The organism is Rhodovulum marinum (assembly GCF_004343075.1).
GTDB classification, from domain to species: Bacteria; Pseudomonadota; Alphaproteobacteria; order Rhodobacterales; family Rhodobacteraceae; genus Rhodovulum; species Rhodovulum marinum.
Map to the genome: position 1 here is coordinate 101988 of NZ_SLXP01000006.1, position 18479 is coordinate 120466.

23 protein-coding genes and 1 tRNA gene are annotated in these 18479 nt (G+C 65.1%); 15 read left to right on the forward strand and 9 right to left on the reverse strand.

Features of this window, described 5'->3' with window-relative positions; all coding sequences use genetic code 11:
* Positions 1 to 3: 3 nt before the first annotated feature.
* Positions 4 to 1149, forward strand: coding sequence for an iron-containing alcohol dehydrogenase (locus EV662_RS10710; RefSeq protein ID WP_132462159.1), 1146 nt, complete (start codon positions 4 to 6; stop codon positions 1147 to 1149).
* Positions 1150 to 1189: 40 nt separating this feature from the next.
* On the opposite strand, the gene EV662_RS10715 is transcribed toward EV662_RS10710, so the two are convergent.
* From EV662_RS10715 to EV662_RS10740, 6 genes are all read right to left on the reverse strand, one after another.
* Positions 1190 to 1984 carry an ABC transporter permease gene (locus EV662_RS10715; RefSeq protein ID WP_132462160.1) on the reverse strand — a complete coding sequence of 265 codons (795 nt, stop codon included), beginning with the start codon at positions 1982 to 1984 and terminating at the stop codon, positions 1190 to 1192.
* Entirely contained in the window at positions 1977 to 2744 is a 768-nt protein-coding gene (locus EV662_RS10720; RefSeq protein ID WP_132462161.1) for an ABC transporter ATP-binding protein, read from the reverse strand. Before EV662_RS10720 ends, EV662_RS10715 begins: the two co-directional genes overlap by 8 nt.
* Positions 2745 to 2782: 38 nt before the next feature.
* Entirely contained in the window at positions 2783 to 3796 is a 1014-nt protein-coding gene (locus tag EV662_RS10725; protein WP_132462162.1) for an ABC transporter substrate-binding protein, read from the reverse strand.
* Between the two features lie 84 nt (positions 3797 to 3880).
* Positions 3881 to 4852, reverse strand: a complete 972-nt coding sequence (locus EV662_RS10730) for a quinone oxidoreductase family protein (protein ID WP_132462163.1) — start codon at positions 4850 to 4852, stop codon at positions 3881 to 3883.
* 3 nt (positions 4853 to 4855) lie between these two features.
* Entirely contained in the window at positions 4856 to 5260 is a 405-nt protein-coding gene (locus EV662_RS10735) for a carboxymuconolactone decarboxylase family protein (RefSeq protein WP_132462164.1), read from the reverse strand.
* A gap of 52 nt (positions 5261 to 5312) precedes the next feature.
* The gene (locus EV662_RS10740) at positions 5313 to 6140 is read right to left on the reverse strand and encodes a cyclase family protein (protein WP_132462165.1); all 828 of its coding nucleotides are present in this window, start codon (positions 6138 to 6140) and stop codon (positions 5313 to 5315) included.
* A 177-nt stretch (positions 6141 to 6317) separates the two neighbouring features.
* On the opposite strand from EV662_RS10740, the gene aroQ reads away from it, so the two are divergent.
* The gene (gene aroQ / locus EV662_RS10745; RefSeq protein ID WP_132462166.1) at positions 6318 to 6755 is read left to right on the forward strand and encodes a type II 3-dehydroquinate dehydratase; all 438 of its coding nucleotides are present in this window, start codon (positions 6318 to 6320) and stop codon (positions 6753 to 6755) included.
* 50 nt (positions 6756 to 6805) lie between these two features.
* Here the strand turns inward: aroQ and EV662_RS10750 are convergent.
* A tRNA-Ser gene (locus EV662_RS10750) sits at positions 6806 to 6895 on the reverse strand.
* Positions 6896 to 7057: 162 nt separating this feature from the next.
* Here EV662_RS10750 and EV662_RS10755 point away from each other — a divergent pair.
* The 9 genes from EV662_RS10755 (at position 7058) to EV662_RS10795 (ending at position 14180) form a co-directional block, all read left to right on the forward strand.
* A complete protein-coding gene (locus tag EV662_RS10755) occupies positions 7058 to 7885 on the forward strand; it encodes a DUF2059 domain-containing protein (protein WP_132462167.1) in 828 nt (275 codons plus the stop codon).
* Positions 7886 to 8083: 198 nt separating this feature from the next.
* Complete coding sequence (locus tag EV662_RS10760; RefSeq protein WP_132462168.1) at positions 8084 to 8719, forward strand: 50S ribosomal protein L21; 636 nt, start codon at positions 8084 to 8086, stop codon at positions 8717 to 8719.
* Between the two features lie 17 nt (positions 8720 to 8736).
* Positions 8737 to 9006, forward strand: a complete 270-nt coding sequence (gene rpmA / locus EV662_RS10765; protein WP_132462169.1) for a 50S ribosomal protein L27 — start codon at positions 8737 to 8739, stop codon at positions 9004 to 9006.
* A 94-nt stretch (positions 9007 to 9100) separates the two neighbouring features.
* Entirely contained in the window at positions 9101 to 9706 is a 606-nt protein-coding gene (locus EV662_RS10770) for a LysE family translocator (RefSeq protein WP_132462170.1), read from the forward strand.
* A complete protein-coding gene (locus EV662_RS10775; protein ID WP_132462171.1) occupies positions 9703 to 10245 on the forward strand; it encodes a GNAT family N-acetyltransferase in 543 nt (180 codons plus the stop codon). The genes EV662_RS10770 and EV662_RS10775 overlap by 4 nt, the downstream gene beginning before the upstream one ends.
* A gap of 3 nt (positions 10246 to 10248) precedes the next feature.
* Positions 10249 to 10800, forward strand: coding sequence for a GNAT family N-acetyltransferase (locus tag EV662_RS10780; protein WP_132462172.1), 552 nt, complete (start codon positions 10249 to 10251; stop codon positions 10798 to 10800).
* Positions 10787 to 11824, forward strand: coding sequence for a GTPase ObgE (obgE, locus tag EV662_RS10785; RefSeq protein WP_132462173.1), 1038 nt, complete (start codon positions 10787 to 10789; stop codon positions 11822 to 11824). The genes EV662_RS10780 and obgE overlap by 14 nt, the downstream gene beginning before the upstream one ends.
* Positions 11812 to 12918, forward strand: a complete 1107-nt coding sequence (gene proB / locus EV662_RS10790; protein WP_132462174.1) for a glutamate 5-kinase — start codon at positions 11812 to 11814, stop codon at positions 12916 to 12918. The genes obgE and proB overlap by 13 nt, the downstream gene beginning before the upstream one ends.
* On the forward strand, positions 12915 to 14180 hold the full coding sequence (locus EV662_RS10795) for a glutamate-5-semialdehyde dehydrogenase (RefSeq protein WP_132462175.1): 1266 nt from the start codon (positions 12915 to 12917) through the stop codon (positions 14178 to 14180). Before proB ends, EV662_RS10795 begins: the two co-directional genes overlap by 4 nt.
* Positions 14181 to 14321: 141 nt before the next feature.
* On the opposite strand, the gene EV662_RS10800 is transcribed toward EV662_RS10795, so the two are convergent.
* Entirely contained in the window at positions 14322 to 14915 is a 594-nt protein-coding gene (locus tag EV662_RS10800) for a histidine phosphotransferase family protein (protein WP_132462176.1), read from the reverse strand.
* A 41-nt stretch (positions 14916 to 14956) separates the two neighbouring features.
* Between EV662_RS10800 and EV662_RS10805 the strand changes: the two genes are divergently transcribed.
* The 3 genes from EV662_RS10805 to olsA all read left to right on the forward strand — a co-directional run bounded on the left by EV662_RS10805 (position 14957) and on the right by olsA (position 16895).
* Positions 14957 to 15139, forward strand: a complete 183-nt coding sequence (locus EV662_RS10805) for a DUF3553 domain-containing protein (RefSeq protein ID WP_132462177.1) — start codon at positions 14957 to 14959, stop codon at positions 15137 to 15139.
* Between the two features lie 149 nt (positions 15140 to 15288).
* Complete coding sequence (olsB, locus tag EV662_RS10810) at positions 15289 to 16065, forward strand: L-ornithine N(alpha)-acyltransferase (RefSeq protein ID WP_132462320.1); 777 nt, start codon at positions 15289 to 15291, stop codon at positions 16063 to 16065.
* Entirely contained in the window at positions 16062 to 16895 is an 834-nt protein-coding gene (olsA, locus tag EV662_RS10815) for a lyso-ornithine lipid O-acyltransferase (protein WP_132462178.1), read from the forward strand. Before olsB ends, olsA begins: the two co-directional genes overlap by 4 nt.
* A 41-nt stretch (positions 16896 to 16936) precedes the next feature.
* Here olsA and EV662_RS10820 read toward each other — a convergent pair whose 3' ends face one another.
* Positions 16937 to 17557 (reverse strand): thiamine phosphate synthase, encoded by a 621-nt coding sequence (locus EV662_RS10820; protein ID WP_132462179.1) that lies wholly within the window; start codon positions 17555 to 17557, stop codon positions 16937 to 16939.
* Positions 17558 to 17711: 154 nt separating this feature from the next.
* On the opposite strand from EV662_RS10820, the gene EV662_RS10825 reads away from it, so the two are divergent.
* Positions 17712 to 18455 (forward strand): RNA methyltransferase, encoded by a 744-nt coding sequence (locus EV662_RS10825; protein WP_132462180.1) that lies wholly within the window; start codon positions 17712 to 17714, stop codon positions 18453 to 18455.
* Positions 18456 to 18479: the final 24 nt, after the last annotated feature.

An 18479-nucleotide genomic window follows, 5' to 3' on the forward strand; every position in this document is an offset into this window, starting at 1 on the left:
GTGATGAACCTCACCGCCAACTGGTCCTACCCCACCACCGTCCGCTTCGGGGCAGGGCGTATCTCGGAACTGCCCGAGGCCTGCATCGCGGCCGGTATCCGCAAGCCGCTGCTCGTCACCGACCGCGGCCTTGCGCAACTGCCGATCACGCAACAGGCGCTGGAGGTCCTCGACAAGGCGGGGCTGGGCCGCGCGATCTTCTCGGAAGTCGACCCCAACCCCACCGAGAAGAACCTCGAAGCGGGCCTTGCCGTCTACCGCGCGGGCGGCCATGACGGGGTGATCGCCTTTGGCGGCGGCTCCGGGCTCGACCTCGGCAAATGCGTGGCCTTCATGGCCGGGCAATCACGGCCCGTCTGGGATTTCGAGGATGTGGGCGACTGGTGGACCCGCGCCGATGCCGACGCCATCGCCCCCATCGTTGCCGTGCCCACGACTGCCGGCACGGGGTCCGAGGTGGGCCGGGCGGGCGTCCTGACCAACAGTGAAACCCACGAGAAAAAGATCATCTTCCACCCCAAGATGCTGCCCGCGGTGGTGATCTGCGACCCTGAACTGACCGTCGGCATGCCCCCCGCGATCACCGCAGGCACCGGCATGGACGCCTTCGCGCATTGTCTCGAGGCCTATTCCTCGCCCTTCTATCACCCGATGAGCCAGGGCATCGCGCTGGAAGGCATGCGGCTTGTGAAAGAAAACCTGTTACGTGCTTACAACGACGGTAGCGATATCGAGGCACGCGCGCAGATGATGTCGGCGGCCGCGATGGGGGCGGTGGCGTTCCAGAAGGGGCTGGGCGCTATCCACGCGCTGTCCCACCCGATCGGCGCGCATTTCGGAACCCATCACGGCACGACGAATGCCGTCGTCATGCCCGCCGTGTTGCGGTTCAACCGCCCGGCCATCGAAGATCGGATCGCACGCGCTGCGGCCTATCTTGGTATCCCGGGCGGGTTCGACGGCTTCTATGACTTTTTTGGGAAACTGAACGCGGAACTGGGCATTCCGGCTGACCTGACGGCGCTCGGGGTGACCGATCCTGATCTGGACGTGCTGGTCGCTTCGGCATTGGCCGATCCCAGCGCCGGTGGCAACCCGGTGGAACTGACCGCCGAGAACACGCGCAAGCTCTTCGAGGAGTGCCTTTAGGGAACGGGCTTTGGGGCGCGCGCGCGCACGGCGTGCGCCCCTAGCTGCGCCAGTCCAGCAGCCGCCGCTCTGCCCAGCCGATGGCCGAACTGGTCGCCACGCCCAGCGCCGACAGGATTACCACCCCCGCGAAAAGCCGCTCCAGGTCGTAAAGCGATCCGGCCTGCAGGATATAGGAGCCGATCCCGTATTCCGCGCCCAGCATCTCTGCTGCGACCAGCAAGATGATCCCGATGGCAAGACTGACCCTTAGGCCAGACAGGATGCCGGGTAAGGCCCCGGGCATCACTATCTTGCGCACGATCGACGCCCAGGACAGGCCAAAGCTTTGCCCCATGCGGATCAGCGTCCGGTCGACATTGTCGACCGCGCCATAGGTCGCGACCACCGTAGGGGTGAAGGTGCCCAGCGCGATCAGTGCATATTTGGACCCCTCGTCGATGCCGAACCAGATCACGAACAGCGGCAGCAGCGCGATCTTGGGGATTGGAAAAAGGGCTGCGATCAGCGGAATCAGCCCCGCACGGATCAGGCTGAACAGCCCGATCAGAACGCCCACGCCAATGCCGGCGCTGATCCCCAGCGCCGCGCCCACGACCAACCGGCTGAGCGAGGGGGCGAGATGGGTCCAGAGCATCCCGGAATGTGCAAGGTTCAACAGCGTCGCGCCGACATCAGAAGGGCGGGGCAGGGTAAGCGACGAGATCCAGCCTGTGCGGGTGCCCCACTCGGCCAGTGCGATCAATAGGACGAAGACGGCAAGCCCCACGCCACGGACGCGGCCGGGCCGGAAGCCGCCGCCGCGGAACGGGACCGGGCGCCCGGCGTCAGCCATGCTGCAACTCCATATCTGCGGCAGCCGCCTGGTCGCGCATCAGTTTCCAGAGCCGTGCCTTGTGTGCCTCGAGCACAGGGTCGCCGTCGCACCGTGCCTCCAGCGGCATGTCGATCTCGACGATCTCGCGGATCATGCCCGGCCGGCGCGACAGCACTACGATCCGGTGGCCGAGCCGCACCGCCTCGGCCAGGTTGTGTGTGACATAGACCGCGGTGAACGGGGCCCGCGTCCAGAGCGTTACGAGGTCATCCATCAAGAGTTCGCGCGTCTGCGCATCCAGAGCCGACAGCGGTTCGTCCATCAGCATCACCGCGGGATTGACCGCCAGCGCGCGGGCGATGGCCACGCGCTGTTTCATGCCGCCGGACAACTGCCGCGGCCAAGCGGCGCGGAACTCGGACAGCTTGGTGCGCGTCAGCACGTCTGAAATGAGTTCGGCCTTCTGCGCACGGCTCAGCGGGTGATCCTCCAGAGCCAGCGAGATGTTCCCTTCAACAGATCGCCACGGCAGCAACGCGAAATCCTGAAATACGAAGGTCAGCGGGTTCAGGCAGCCTTCGGGCGGGGCGCCACGATGCAGGACCGTACCAGAAGAAGGCATTTCCAGCCCGCCGATCATCCGCAGCAGCGTGGATTTCCCACAGCCTGACGGCCCGACGATGCACAGGATACGCCCGCCCGGGATGTCGAGCGAGATGTCACGCAGCACCTCGACGGTGCCATAGCGATGGGAAACGCTGGAAACGGTAAGGTCCATGGGGTAGGAGCCGGGTCAGGATGCGGCCCGGCGTCAACTCAGACGATGGGAACGTATGACGGGTCGACCAGCGTCTCGGCGGTGATCGAGTCCTTGATCAGCCCCTCGGCCTTGAACCAGCCGAGCTGGTCCTCGACCGAACCCATGTTCAGTGCCGCATCCTTGTTGATCCGCATCGCGCCGTTGACGATGCCGGGCTTGGCGGCCTCGTACGCCTTGTCAGTGTAGACGTATTTGTGGATCAGCCGCACCATCTCTTCGGCGGCCTCGTCGCCCGCGGTCCGGTCCACCAGCGCCGCGTTGAAATCGTCGGCACCCCTGGCGAAGGCGCGCAGGAAGGCCTGGGTCTTCTCGCGTTCGCCCGCGGCGGTCGAAGCCGAGGTGAAGACGGTCGTGACCTGATAGTCGGGGATGTAGTCGGCCACGTTCCCGATGATCTGCACCGCGCCTGCGGCCGCCAGCGGCTTGGCGATGTGGGGTACGATCGTCCAGGCGTCGATCTGCCCGGATTTCAGCGCGCCGATTACCGCGGGCACCTTTTGCAGCGGCTTGTAGGTCAGGGTGGCGCCTTCGGCAGCGGCGATCTTCGCGCCCATGTAGTGGAACGAGGACCCCGCTTGTGTGATGCCGAAGCTCTTGCCGTCGAGCCCGGCCGGGCTGGTAAGCCCGGCCTCATAGGCGGCGTTCGATGCCAGGATCTTCTGCCCGTCGATGCCCTTCTCTTCGGACAGCGCACCGCCGATCACCTTGGTTGCGCCCTTTTCGGCCAGCGAGATCAGCCCGCCCGAGATCGCCGTCACGGCGTAATCGGCGTCACCCGAGGCGATGGCAACGGCCATTGGCTGGGCGGCCTGGAAGAACTTGAACTCCACGTCCAAGCCTTCTGCGGCGAAATAACCGCGCTCGTAGGCGACGAAACTTGCGGCATGGCTGGTGAAGCGCAGCGCACCGACGGTCAGTTTCGTCTGCGCCAGCGCCGGGCGGGCCATCAGCGGCAGGGTGGCGGCGGCGCCCATGGCGCCAAGTGCGCCGCGGCGGGTGAAATCTGTCATGGCTTTCCTCCTTGGCAGCGTTCGCCTTTTGCGGCGCAGCTTTTCAGACAGCGCGGGGGAAGGGAAGGGGAAAGGGCGCCGTGTTCAGGGGATCAGCACCGTAGCCCCGGTCGTCGCGCGCCCTTCCAGCGCGCGGTGCGCTTCGGCGGTTTCGGCCAGCGGCCAGGTCTGGCCCACGCGGGGCGTCAGGGTGGCCGCCTCGATAGCGTCGAACAGTTCGACGGCGCGGGTGCGCAGTTCGGCCGCATCCGCGATGAAGTCGAACAACACGGGGCGTGTGGCAGACAGGCTACCCTTGGCGAGGTCGGAGATACGGAACGCGTCCAATGTTCCCGAGGATTGCCCGAAATTGACGAACATTCCCCGTTTTTTCAGGCAGGCGAGAGAACCGCGCCAGGTGTCGCGCCCGACGCTGTCATAGACCGCGTCGACGCCCTCACCATCGGTCGCGTCCATGACGGAGGACACGAAATCGTCCGCGCGATAGTCGATCACCCGGTCAAAGCCATGCGCTCGGGCCAGCCCGACCTTCTCGGACACGCCGGCGGTGCCGATGGCCCGCACGCCGCGCGCCGCGAGCCATTGCCCCAACAACAGGCCCACACCGCCGGCCGCTGCGTGGACCAGCACGGTTTGACCCTCGCGAACCGCGAAGCTGTCATTGATTAGGTAATGCGCGGTCAGCCCCTTGAGCATGACACTGGCGGCGATCTCGTCGGGCACGCCATCGGGCAGCTTGACCAGACGGTCGGCGGGGATCGTGCGCGCGGTGCAACAGGCGCCGTTCGGCGTGGTATAGGCCACACGGTCTCCGGCTGCGAATCCTTCCACGCCTGAACCCAGCGCCTCGACGATCCCCGCGGCCTCTCCGCCAGGGATCAGGATATCGCCCGGCCAGGGATAGAGGCCCGAGCGGAAATAGGTGTCGATGAAGTTCAACCCAACGGCGGTATGGCGCACCAGCACCTCGCCGTCGTCGGGGGCGTGAACGGGCCACTCCACCCAGTCCAGAACTTCGGGGCCGCCGGGCTCGCGGGCGATGATCGCGTGGTCCATTGGTTATGCCTTGAATTCGGGATCGACCGGCACCTGCAACGCGGTCACCAGGGCATTGGTGGTCGCGGCCAACCCTACCACCGCAAGCAGATCCTCGTACTGCGCGTCGGTCATGCCCTTTGCGCGCGCGGAGGCGGTGTGGGAATGGACGCAATATTCGCAGCCGTTCGCAATCGAGACCGCCATGTAGAGCATCTCTTTTACCAACGGATCCAAGGCGCTTTCGCGTGCCATCACCTGTTTGACCTGGGCCCAGGTCGATTCCAGCACGGCAGGCTGGTTGGCGAGCGCGCGCCAGACATTGTTGACGAAGTCGGTCTTGCGGGTGGCGCGGATGTCGTCGAACACCGCCTTGACGCACGGGTCCGCCTCGGCCTCCGCGTCGGTCCAGATTTTCACCGTGGCCATGGGGCCTCCTTGGTGCGTGGGTTGTGCCCCGGGGATACTGGCGCGCGCGCCGTCACGCCAGCGCGAAGATGCGCGCGGGGCCGCCGGTGCCGCCCTTGACCTTGGGTGCACCGACCACCAGCGTGGCGCCTGTCGCGGGCAACTGGTCAAGATTGGCGATGCACTCGATCCCGTAGCGGCCCGCGGGCAGCCAGGCGTAGTGCGTGGCGAAATCGGCCGAAGGCCCGTGGTCGAGCGACAGCGTGTCCACCGCCATGGCGACCGCGTTGGTCTCTTCCAGAAGCATCTGCGTCGCCTCGATGTGGAAGCCGGGAAAATGCAGGCCTCCGGGCCGTGCTGGGTCGGCGCCACGGAAGCCCAGTGTGCCGACCTTGGCCGCCCAGCCCGAGTTCATCGCCACGCAGGCTCCGTCGGGGATCGGCCCATGTGCCGCGATCCAAGCCTTCAGGTCGTCCGGCGTCACCTGGGTGTCGCGGTCCTCGGCGGCGCGTGCGCGAATGTCCAGGATACAAAGCGGGCAGACGAGGCTTTCCACCGGGATTTCGTCCACCGAGGCGCCGTCGGCCGAAAAGTGCAGCGGCGCGTCGATATGGGTGCCCGTGTGCTCGTTCACTGTCAGCGAGTACAGGTTGTAGCCGTTGGCGGCGAAGTCGAACTGCTTGTCATAGGCGATTCCGGGCGAGCCCCCGAAGGTAGGGAAGTCCACGGACAGGGTGTGTGTCATGTCGGTGACCGCCGAAGCCCCCTGCGCCAGCGCTGCTGGCGCGCTGGCCACGCCGCCGACCATGGCAGCCGCCGCCGTTGTCGTCCCGCCCTTGAAAAAGCTGCGCCGCGACAGCATCCGGCCCTTTATGGCATTCATCACGCAGATATCGCACATATGTCCCACTCCCTGCTGGACGGGCCGGTCTGGTGCCGGTCCCGGATCAGCCTATCGGGCTGCGGCATTCTGTCAATTCGGTCGGTGAACATGGTCCGTCGCCAACGACTTGACCGGTTGCTTTTCGACTGTTTCTCGGCGCCTTGCCGTGGAAAGATGTGCATCAAGGAGATTCCGATGGGCAAGACGATCTACATCCTTAACGGGCCAAACCTGAACCTGCTGGGAAAACGTGAACCCGATATCTACGGCCACGAAACGCTTGCCGATGTCGAAAGGGTTTGCGCGACGGTCGCGGGCGAAAACGGGCATGCCGTACGCCTGTTTCAGTCGAACCACGAGGGCGAGATCATCGATAGCATCCAGCGTGCGCGCGACGAGGCGGCGGCGATCGTGATCAACCCTGCGGCCTTCACCCATACGTCGGTCGCCATCCTAGATGCGCTGAACACCTTCGAGGGGCCGGTAATCGAGGTGCATATCTCGAACATCCACAAGCGCGAGGCGTTTCGACATCACTCCTATGTCTCGCTCAGGGCGGACGGCGTGATCGCGGGTTGCGGGGTCGAGGGCTATGCGCTGGCCGTGCGCCGAATCTGTTCGCTGCTCGGATAGAGCCGCGACTTCGCACCATCCCATCGGTCTCGGGCAAAGCGCGCAGAAAGTGGCGGAGAGACAGGGATTCGAACCCTGGGAACCCGTGAAGGCTCAACGGTTTTCGAGACCGCCCCGTTCGACCACTCCGGCACCTCTCCGCAGCCCGTGGCCTTGTGGGACGGTGATCTAGTGCGAACCGCAGGGGCTTGCAACCGTTTTTCCGGGCGGGCGGCGTTTCGCCCGTATTCCCACGGCCGCAGTTGGATTCCATCCGTTTCGGCATTACTTCTTAAAACGTTCAGCCATGCCGGATATCCCCGATGCGACGCCTGTTAGCCCTGCCCGTTGTGTTCCTTCTCAGCCTTGCGCTTCCCGCCAAAGCCGACTCGGCGGCGCGGCTTGACGCGTTGATGGGTGCGCTTGGGGTTCAGGACCTTGTTGGCATCATGCGGGAAGAGGGCATGGAATATGGCGACGAACTCGAGGAAGAGATGTTCCCTGGCCGGGGCGGCGACCGCTGGGACGCGGCGGTTGCACGCATCTATGACGGGGGGCGGATGACCCAGGACCTGCGCGGCGCCCTCGAGCGGGAACTGACCGACAGTGATCTCGATTCGTTGATCGCGTTCTTCACTTCCAAGACCGGCGCACGGATCGTCTCTCTGGAGCTTTCCGCAAGGCGTGCACTCCTCGACCCCGAGGTTGAAGAGGCGAGCATGGAGCGGCTGGAAGAAATGCAGGCCGACGATGAACCGCGGCTTGATCTGATTGAACGCTTTGTCGAGGCCAACAACCTTGTAGAGGCCAACGTCACTGGTGCGCTGAACTCGAACCTCGCGTTCTACATGGGGCTGGCCGATGGGCGCGCCTTCGATTTCGAGCTGACCGAGGAACAGATGCTGGCCGATGTCTGGGGCCAGGAGCCGGACATCCGCGACGAGACGCGCGAATGGCTTTTCTCGTATCTCGCGATGGCCTACGCGCCTTTGGCGGACGAAACGCTGGAGGATTACATCACGCTGTCGGAAACGCCCGAAGGCAACGCGCTGAACGCGGCGCTTTTCGCGGGATTCGACGTGGCTTTTACCCGGATTTCTCGTGAGCTGGGACTGGCGGCAGCGCAGTTCATCGCGGGGCAGGACATCTGAGCGTCCGGACTGGGTGCAGGCCTTGACTTGTGAGAGAAAATCGAAGATACGCACGTTTCCGGCCCCGTGGTATCGCTTCGGGGCCGTCAATATTGACACCGCCCCGGCCGGGGGCGCGCTGTCCGGAGGCGCGATTTCGCGGAAACGCCACCCAGTGGGTGGGGCCACAGGACGCGGCAGACAAGAAGGAAACGGCCCATGTTCGCGGTCCTCAAGACCGGTGGCAAGCAGTACAAGGTCCAGTCGGGCGATGTGCTGCGCGTAGAAAAGCTCGCTGCCGATGCTGGCGAGACGGTTCAATTTAACGATATCCTGATGGTCGGCGGGATCGTCGGAACGCCGACGGTCGCGGGTGCGGCCGTACAGGCCGAGGTGATCGACCAGATCAAGGGTGACAAGGTCATCCACTTCGTCAAGCGCCGCCGCAAGCACAGCTCGAAGCGGACCAAGGGGCATCGTCAGCAGTTGACCCTTCTTCGGATCACCGAGATCCTGGAAAAGGGCGGCGAGGCGACTGGCGTGAAAGCAGCGTTGGGCGCGGGAAGTGTCTCGGCTGCTGCGGTGGTCGCCGCGGAGCCGAAAAAGGGTTCGGCAAAGAAGGCCGTGGCGAAATCCGCCGCGAAAAAGTCTGGCGGTGGTAATGATTTGAAACAGTTGTCGGGCGTGGGGCCGGCGTTGGAAAAGAAACTGCACGAGGCCGGGGTCACCAGCTTTGCGCAGATCGCCGCTTGGACCGATGCGGACATCGCCGAAATGGACGAAAAGCTTTCGTTCAAGGGCCGGATCGAGCGTGAAGGCTGGGTCGAGCAGGCCAAGAAACTGGCCGACGGCTAAGCGAGAGGAGAAAGAGAATGGCACACAAGAAAGCAGGCGGCTCCTCGCGCAACGGGCGCGACTCGGCGGGTCGTCGCCTTGGCGTCAAGATTTACGGTGGCCAGCGGGCCATCTCGGGCAATATCATCGTCCGTCAGCGCGGCACCAAGTTCTGGCCGGGCGAAGGCGTGGGCATGGGCCGCGATCACACCATCTTCGCGACCTGCGAGGGCGCCGTGACCTTCCATAAGGGTCTCAAGGGGCGGACCTTCATTTCCGTGCTTCCGGTAGCCGAGGCCGCAGAATAAGCCGACAGCTCGAAGGTAATGAAAAATTCGGGTGGGGGATCGGCATGGCGCCGGTCCCCCAGTTCGTATTGCGGAACAGAATTGGAACGCACGCATGGGCGTCGAAACGGCTTCCTTTCTGGTGTTTGCAGCCAGCCAGGTCGGCACACCGGGCCCGGCGAACATGGCCCTGATGACCACCGGGGCGAGGTTCGGCCTGCGCGGTGCGCTGCCGTTCGTGGCCGGTGTGGCGCTCGGCAAACAGTTCGTGATCTGGCCGGTCGGTTTTGGACTGATGGGGCTGGCGGCCCGCTATCCGATGGTCTTCGAAGGGCTGAAATGGGTCTCGGCCACCTATATATGTTGGCTCGCGTGGCGCGTGGCCAACAGGCGACTGTCGCTTGGTGTCGCCGAGGGGCGGGTTCCCGGTTTTGCCGCCGGGCTTATCGTCCATCCGCTGAACCCCAAGGCATGGGCTTTGATCGCGGCGGGTTTTGCGGGTTTCGTCGCGCCCGGCACCCCGGCCTTTCAGGCCACCGCCACGATCGCGATCTGCCTGCTTGTTTGCCAGGCCCTGCTGCACCCGGCTTGGACCTACGGGGGCGAACGGATTGCCCGGACGGTTGCGGGCCGTCCTGCCGAGAAATACCTGATGTGGGGCCTCGCAGGCATGACGGTTGCGAGCGTTGCCTACGCGCTTTTCGGAGGAGGACAGGCATGACCCTTGAGATGATCTCGCACCCGCAACCCATCATCCAGGCGACGCGCTTTGTTCTGCGTCCGGTGCGTGGTTCGGATGCGGGGCTCTTGCGGCTTTTCGCGGGTGACGAAAGGGTTGCGCGGTTCACCCGGTCGATTCCGCACCCGTTGCCGCCCGGCGCGACCGAAGCCTTCATCAAGCGCGCACAGGACCCCCAGCGAAGCGAAGATGTCTGGGTGATGGACGGGGCGGCCGACGGTCTGTCCGAGGTTCTGGGCGTTATTGCCCTGGACCGGATGGAGCGCGCTCAGTCCGAGGTCGGATATTGGGTTGCGCCGGCCTTCTGGAACACCGGCATTGCATCCGAAGCGGTGGCGGCATTGATCGAGGCGAACCCCCAGCGTTGCAAGACCATCTTCGCCGAGGTGTTCCAGGACAATCCCGGTTCGGCCCGGGTGCTGACCAACGCGGGCTTCGAATATCTCGGCGATGCCGAGGCTTACTCAGTGGCGCGCGGTGGCAAGGTCGCTACTTGGACCTACCTCAGAAAACTGGGCTAAATCATGGGGGCAGCGTCTGAGTTCCGGGTCGAGACGCCGCGCCTGGCACTTGGGCCGCTGAAGGCCGAGGATGGTCCCGCGCTGGGTCGGATCGCCACCGATCCTCGTGTGGCCCCGATGATGGGAACGATCCCGGTGCCGTGGCCCGATGCAGCGCGCGCGCTTTGGATCGCGAGGTCGCGTTTCCGTGGTGATGTCGGGTTTCGGCTTGGCATTGCAGGGCGGCATGACGGCCGGGTTATCGGGGTTTGCGGGCTGGGTGGTGCGCCCGCTGCGTTGGCCTATTTCCTGGATCCAGATGAATGGGGCAAGGGCTATGCGACCGAAGCCATGCATGCATTTGTTTCCGCCTGTTTTGCACGGTTCCGCTGGCTAGACGTGATTGCCGCGGACCATTTCGCAGACAACCCCGGGTCGGCCCGGGTGCTGGCCAAACTTGGCTTTGAACCGACCGGCCGGGGCATGGGCCGGTCGCTGGCGCGACTTGAGCCCGCGCCCAATATCCACTATCGCCTGTTCCGCGTTGCATTCGAGGCCAGCCATGAAATTCCTTGACCTCGCAAAGGTCCACATTCGTTCGGGTGCGGGAGGCAACGGCTGCATCAGTTTCCGGCGGGAAAAGTTCATCGAGTATGGCGGGCCTGACGGCGGCGATGGCGGGCGAGGCGGTGATGTCTGGGCCGAGGCCGTCGACGGGCTGAACACCCTGATCGATTTCCGCTACCAGCAGCATTTTTTTGCCAAGAACGGCAAGGCCGGGCAGGGCAGCCAGAAGACCGGCGCGTCGGGCGACGACATCGTGCTGCGCGTGCCGGTCGGCACCGAAATTCTGGAAGATGACGAAGAAACGCTGATCGCCGACATGACCGAGCTTGGTCAGCGGGTCTTGCTGGCCAAGGGCGGCAATGGCGGCTTCGGCAACCTGCATTTCAAGACTTCGACCAACCAGGCGCCACGCCACGCCAACCCCGGGCAGGATGGCGTCGAGCGGACCATTTGGCTGCGGCTCAAGTTGATCGCGGATGCCGGCCTTTTGGGCCTGCCGAACGCGGGCAAGTCCACGTTCCTGGCCGCAACCTCGAACGCGCGGCCCAAGATCGCCGATTACCCGTTCACCACTCTGCACCCGAACCTGGGCGTTGTCGGTGTCGACGGGGTGGAATTCGTGATCGCCGACATTCCGGGTCTGATCGCCGGGGCGCATGAGGGCAGGGGGATCGGTGACCGTTTCTTGGGCCATGTAGAACGCTGCGCGGTGCTGCTTCACCTGGTCGATGCGACATCGGACGATGTGGCCGAGGATTACGCCACGATCATTCATGAACTCGAGGCCTATGGTGGGCATCTCGCCGACAAGCCGCGGGTCACCGCCCTGAACAAGGTCGACGCGCTGGACAACGAGGAGCGGGCCGAAAAGAAGGCCGCACTGGAGCGGCTCGTGGGCAGTCCGGTGCTGATGATGTCGGGCGTGTCGCGCGAGGGCGTCACCGAGGTTCTGCGCGCCTTGCGCGCCGAGATCGACGAGGACCGGCTGCGCCACAAGGCGGCGGGTGAGGAGCGCGAACCTTGGCGTCCCTGACATCCGCGCGACGCATCGTCGTCAAGATCGGCTCGGCGCTGCTGGTCGATCGGGCAAGCGGCGATTTGCGCGCCGACTGGCTGCACGCGCTGGCCGAAGACGTGGCAATGCTGAAGGCGCGCGGCGCGGACGTGATCCTGGTCTCGTCCGGGTCGATTGCACTGGGGCGCGGCGCGCTGGGGCTGGGGCAGGGTACGCTGGCGCTGGAACAGTCCCAGGCGGCGGCCGCGGTCGGCCAGATCCGTCTGGCGCGCGCCTACGAGGATTGCCTTGCACCCCATGGGATCACCACCGGCCAGGTTCTGGTGACGCTGGAGGACTCGGCCGACCGGCGGCGCTATCTGAATTCCCGCGCGACGATGGAAACGCTTCTTTCCTTTGGCGTGGTGCCCATCGTGAACGAGAACGACACCATCGCGACCGATGAAATTCGCTATGGCGACAACGATCGCCTGGCGGCGCAGGTCGCCGTTACGGTCGGGGCGGATGTCGCGATCCTGTTGTCCGATGTCGACGGCTTCTATACGGCAAACCCCTCCAACGACTCGTCTGCACGCCGGTTCGACCTGATCGAGGAGATCTCTCCCGAGATCGAGGCGATGGCGGGTGATGCCGGATCCGGTCTGTCCAAGGGTGGCATGAAGACCAAGCTGATGGCTGCCAAGACCGCCACCGGGGCGGGCTGTGCGCTTGCGATCACCCAGGGTGCGGTGTTGCGGCCGATCAAGGCGCTTGAAGATGGGGCTGCTGCGACCTGGTTTCGGCCCAAGGGGGACCCGCAGGCCGCACGCAAGCGCTGGATCGCGGCGATGAAGCCGCGCGGAACGATTTCGGTCGATGCGGGCGCTGCCGCGGCGCTTGGCAAGGGCAAGTCGCTTTTGCCCGCTGGGGTGACGGCGGTGACGGGCGATTTCGGGCGCGGCGATCCGGTGGTGATTCTTGGCCCCAAGGGGCAGGGGCTGGGTACGGGTCTTGCGCGCTATACCGCGGCCGAGGCGCGGTTGATCCGGGGCTGCCGCTCGGGTGACATAGAGGCGATCCTGGGCTACCCCGGGCGGGCGGCGCTGATCCACAGGGACGACATGGCGACATGAAAGACGAGACCGACATTCCCGCGATGATGTCCGATCTGGGCACGCGTGCAAAGGCCGCGGCGGCGGAGCTTGCCTTTGCCGATCCGGTCGCCAAGACGCGCGCACTGGAGGCCGCCGCCGAAGCGGTGGCCGCGCGAGAGGCGGAAATTCTCGAGGCCAATGAGAAGGATATGGAGTTCGGCCGCGACAAGGGGCTGAGCCCGGCGATGCTGGACCGGCTGAAACTCGATCCGGCGCGGATTGGGGGCATCGTCGCTGGGTTGCGCACCGTCGCCGCACAGCCCGACCCGGTGGGTAAGGTGATGGTGGAGTGGGACACGCCGAGCGGCCTGCATATTCGCAGGGTGCGCACACCGTTGGGCGTGATCGGAGTGATCTACGAAAGCCGTCCGAACGTGACGGCCGATGCCGGCGCCCTGTGCCTGAAAGCCGGGAATGCCGTGATCCTGCGCGGTGGCTCCGAGACTTTCCATTCCTCGGGGGCTTTGCATGCCTGCCTGGTCGAAGGACTTCGCGTCGCGGGCTTGCCCGAGGACGCGATCCTGCGTGTACCCACCCGCGACCGTTCGGCGGTGGGCGAAATGTTGCGGATGACTGGCACCATCGACGTGATCGTACCGCGTGGAGGAAAGGGTCTGGTGGGGCTTGTCCAGCGCGAGGCCCGGGTGCCTGTCTTTGCCCATCTCGAAGGGATCGTGCATATCTATGTCGACAAGCACGCCGACCCGAAAAAGGCGCTCGACGTGGTGCTGAACGCCAAAACCCGGCGAACGGGGATCTGCGGCGCGGCGGAATGCCTGCTGGTGCACCGGGACGTGGTGAACACACTGGGCACCGATCTTGTGGCTGCGCTGGTGAGCGCGGGGGTTCGTGTGCATGCCGACGCGAGTCTGTCGCGGCTGCCGGGGACCATGTCCGCGACCGACGCAGACTGGGGCCATGAATATCTGGACATGGATATCGCCGCCCGGGTGGTGGACGACATCGATGCTGCGATTGCCCATATCCACCGTTTCGGGTCGGGGCATACCGACGCGATCCTGACCGAGGATGACTCGGCGGCGGCTCGATTCTTCGAGCGACTGGACAGCGCGATCCTCATGCGCAACGCGTCCACGCAATTCGCCGATGGGGGAGAATTCGGGATGGGTGCCGAGATCGGTATTGCCACGGGCAAGCTGCATGCACGTGGTCCGGTCGGGGCAGAACAGTTGACGAGCTTCAAGTACCTTGTCGACGGCAAGGGTACCGTTCGACCCTGAACGCACGGGGGCGCTCCAGCCCCCGGCCTGTGCACGGCTTTGCCGCGCTGGTCCGGCGTTGGGCGTGGCGCGGACGCTGACGCGTCCTCGGGCCGCCAATGGAAGTGGGAAGTTGCGGGGCCAGGAAAATCTAGGAAGGTCTCAGAGGGCGAGATCGAAGCGGGTTTCACCACGGGACAGGCTTAGGGTCCGGCCTGCCTGGTGCGCGGCGGCGGGCAGCAAGGCGAACTGGACCTCGGCTGGGCTGAGCCCGTCATCGGGCGCGCGCCCTTCGGCGATCGGGTCCCAGAGGCGTGGATCGAGCTGAAGTCGCGGCCCTTCTCCGGTCAGCGCGATCTCACCGGCCTGCCAGCTGAGTGCGATACGACCGCCCCGGACAAGCGCGGTTTCTGCACAAAGCACCGCAAGGAGTGCCACCTTGGCCAAGCCGCGCGGCATCGCGGCCGGCGGATCGGCGGCGATCTCGATCCGGCTGCCGCCATAGTAATCCTTCAGAATGCCGATCAGTTCGCCGCCCGCGACATCGACGCCTTCGCCCGCCGCGCCGAACGCGAGGCGGAAAAGCCGGATCCGGCCATTGGCACGTGCCACGCTGTCCGAAATCAAGGCGAGTTCATCGCGTCCGGCCACACCGGGGGACATCGCAAGGAGTTCCATCCCGTTGCCGATCGCGCCAATCGGGCTAATAAGATCGTGGCAGATACGCGAGCCAACGAGCGCGGTGAGGTCAGCCATGGGGCGTCCTCCCGTTTGGGCGGCAGATAAGGAGTGCGCCGATGAAGCCCCTGAACTCCGTTCTCGAGCCGGGAATGCTGGTGCGGCATCCGGGCCGGCCCGATTGGGGTACGGGCCAGGTGCAATCGGTGATCGGCGATCGGATCACGGTGAATTTCCGTGAAGCTGGCAAGCTGGTCATCGACGGGGAACGGGTCGAGCTCATGCCGGTTTACGAGTCCTGAACAGGCGTTTTCGGCAAGCTGCCGGAAGTTGGTTAACGCAGGCTTAACAGGACTGTCCTATACGCCCCATGCCGCCATTGTTGCGCTTCGTTCGCTGGGCCCCTAGAAGGCGCCGAGTGAACCGCGCCGGCATACGGGAGTTCCTGCCGATGCACCCGCCCGAGGACCATTTCGAACTGCGCCTTGCCGAGACAGAGGCGGACCTGCTTGCGGCGCAGCGGCTTCGCTATGCCGTCTTCGTCGAGGAGTTGGGCGGCGACGGGCCGCTCGTCGACCATGTGGCGCGCCTGGAACGCGATGCGTTCGATCCCCATTACGATCACCTGATCCTCGTGGATACCCGGCGCGATTGCGCCTCGCTGGACCACGTTGTCGGTGTGTACCGTCTGTTGACTTCGGAGCGGGCGGCGGCGTTGGGGCGGTTCTATTCCGAAGACGAATACGATCTGTCAGTGTTGAAGCAAAGCGGTCGGCGGCTGCTTGAACTGGGGCGGTCTTGTGTTCATCAAGACTATCGCGGGGGCACCGCCCTGTATCACCTGTGGAACGGGTTGGCCGGTTACGTGCTGGATCGCGGGATCGAGGTGCTGTTCGGCGTGGCGAGCTTTCACGGTACGGATGTCGATGCGCTGGCCGAACCGCTAGCCTATCTGCATCATCGGTTTCTGGCGCCGCCGCCGCTGCGGGTGCGGGCGGTCGAGGATCATTTCCAGCGCATGGACTTGGTACCGGCCGGGCAGATCGATCGCAAGGCCGCGATGCTGGCGATGCCCGCGCTGATCAAGGCGTATCTCAGGCTTGGCGGCTTTGTGGGTGAGGGGGCCTATGTCGATCGGGCGTTCAACACGGTGGATGTGTGTCTGGTGATGGACACCGCACAGATGAATGCCAAAAGCACCGCGCGCTATACGCGCGGCCGTGGATGAGTACTTGGCGCGGGGCCGCCCCGCCACCCTCGCCGCCGATCGGGCCCGGTGGATGGTGGCGGGTGGCCTGGCGGGGTTTGACGCTGGGTGGCGTGACCTTTGGCTGCTTGGGGGTGTTGCTCTTAGCACGGCTGGTGGAACGTCCTCTCTTCGGCTGGCATCGTCCGCTCACGCCCTTCATCACGCAATTCGTCTGCCGTATGGCATTCGTTATTCTGGGAATGCGCTACACGGTGCGCGGCCGGCAGATGCGCCAGCGCGGCGCGGTGGTGGCAAATCACGCGTCGTGGCTGGACATTTTTGCACTGAACGCGCGCAAGCGGATCTACTTCGTCTCAAAGGCCGAGGTGGCAGGCTGGCCGGGGATCGGCTGGCTGGCGCGGGCGACGGGCACGGTGTTCATCAATCGTGACCGTCGTGAGGCCCGCACACATAACGATCTTTTCGAGGAAAGGCTGAAAGCCGGTCACAAGCTCTTGTTCTTCCCCGAGGGCACCTCGACCGACGGGCGTCGGGTGCTGCCGTTCAAGACCACGCTTTTCGCGGCGTTCTTCACCGAGGGCCTGCATGACATCCTGCATGTGCAGCCCGTCACGGTGATCTATACCGCACCCCCGGGTCAACACCCCGCCTTTTACGCCTGGTGGGGAGACATGGGTTTTGGCGAACACCTGCTGAAGGTACTGGCGGCTCGCCCCCAAGGTGGTGTGGAAATCGTTTACCACGCTCCGGTCCGGGTGTCGGACCATTCCGACCGCAAGGCATTGGCCAAAGCCTGCGAAGACGCCGTGCGATGTGCAATGCCAGAGTCGCGAGCGCAAGGCGTTTAAAGGACGCTTTGTCCGGCAGTGGTGGAATCCAACCTTGCTGCCTAGCCCATCGCGGCGCGAAGTCGGGCAAGAGCGGCCGACGCATCTTTGTCGCGCCAGATTTCCTCGCCGATGCCGAAGAAATCCACAACGGGCGCAAGGCTTGCGATCAAGTTCTCGTCCAGCGCGCCTTCGGCGACGACAGGCAGTTCGATCATTTCAGACCACCATGCGAAAAGATCCTTCTCGGCCCGAGTGCCGTCGCCAAGTCCGGTTTCGCCCACCGGCCCGAACGCCACGTAATCGGCGCCCGCCTCTCCTGCTGTCATCCCGTCATGGCGCGAGTTCCCGCAAAAGGCGCCGACGATGGCATCGGCGCCCAGGGCCTTGCGCACCTTGCGGACGTTGCGCGACCCGTCGGTCAGGTGCACGCCGTCCAACCCCAGGCGTTCGACAAGGCCAAGATGTGCCTCGATCACCAGGGGAACATCGCGGGTATGGGCGATGTCGCGCAGGGCGTCGGCGGCACGCGCCACCGCGTCCTCGTCCCGCGTGGCCAGTGCCAGGCGAAGACAGGCCACGGGGTGGGTGTCCAGCACCGCCGCCAGCCGGTCGGGAAAGCTGTCGAGGTCGAAGGCGGGCGGGGTGATCAGGTAGATCTGGGGATGCTCGATCTCGGCCATTCGCGGGCTCCTCGCGGGTTTTCGCCCCTATAGCGGGCTTTGGCGGGCTTGGCTATGGCGATGCGGACGGACGTATGTGGCGGTTCCGGGCTTTGGCTTGCCAGCGTGCGGGGGGCGGCGTATCACACCGGCCGATCCAGTATAAGGCCCGTATATGTCCGACCCTGCACAACCCGTCTTTGTTCTGGTCCGCCCGCAGATGGGCGAGAATATCGGCGCCGCAGCGCGGGCAATGTGGAATTTCGGCCTGGACCGGATGCGGATGGTCGATCCGCGCGATGGCTGGCCGAACCCGCGGGCGGTGGCGTTGGCAAGTGGCGCGGGGCGGTTGCTGGACCGGGCCGCGATCCATGCCACCACCGCCGAGGCGGTCGCCGACTGCGACTTCGTTCTGGCCACCACGGCGCGGGGGCGGGGGCTGACCAAGCCGATCTTGACGCCCGAACGTGCGATGGCAGAGGCCCGTGCGATGTCAGGGCAAGGGCGGCGCGTTGCGGTGCTGTTCGGACCGGAACGTGCGGGACTGGAAAACGATGACATCGCGCGGGCGAATGCCATTGTCTCGGTGCCTGTGAACCCTGGCTTCCCATCGCTCAACCTAGCGCAATGCGTGTTGCTGACGGCCTATGAATGGCGTCGCCAGACAGCCGACATCCTGCCCGAACGGATGGAATTGGCCGGAACAGAACCGGCCAGTGCGCTGGAAGTCGAGAAACTGGCCGAGCATTACGAGGTGCGCCTGTCGGACGCGGGATTCTTTTTCCCCGACACCAAGGCGCCCGGCATGAAGCTTGCCCTGCGCAACCTATGGAGCCGAATGCCGCTGACCCGAGCCGATGTGCAGGTCTTCCACGGCATGCTGCGTCAATTGACGCGGGCCCGTGACCGCGGTGAGTGACTTGAAGGCTCACCGCGCGGGCCC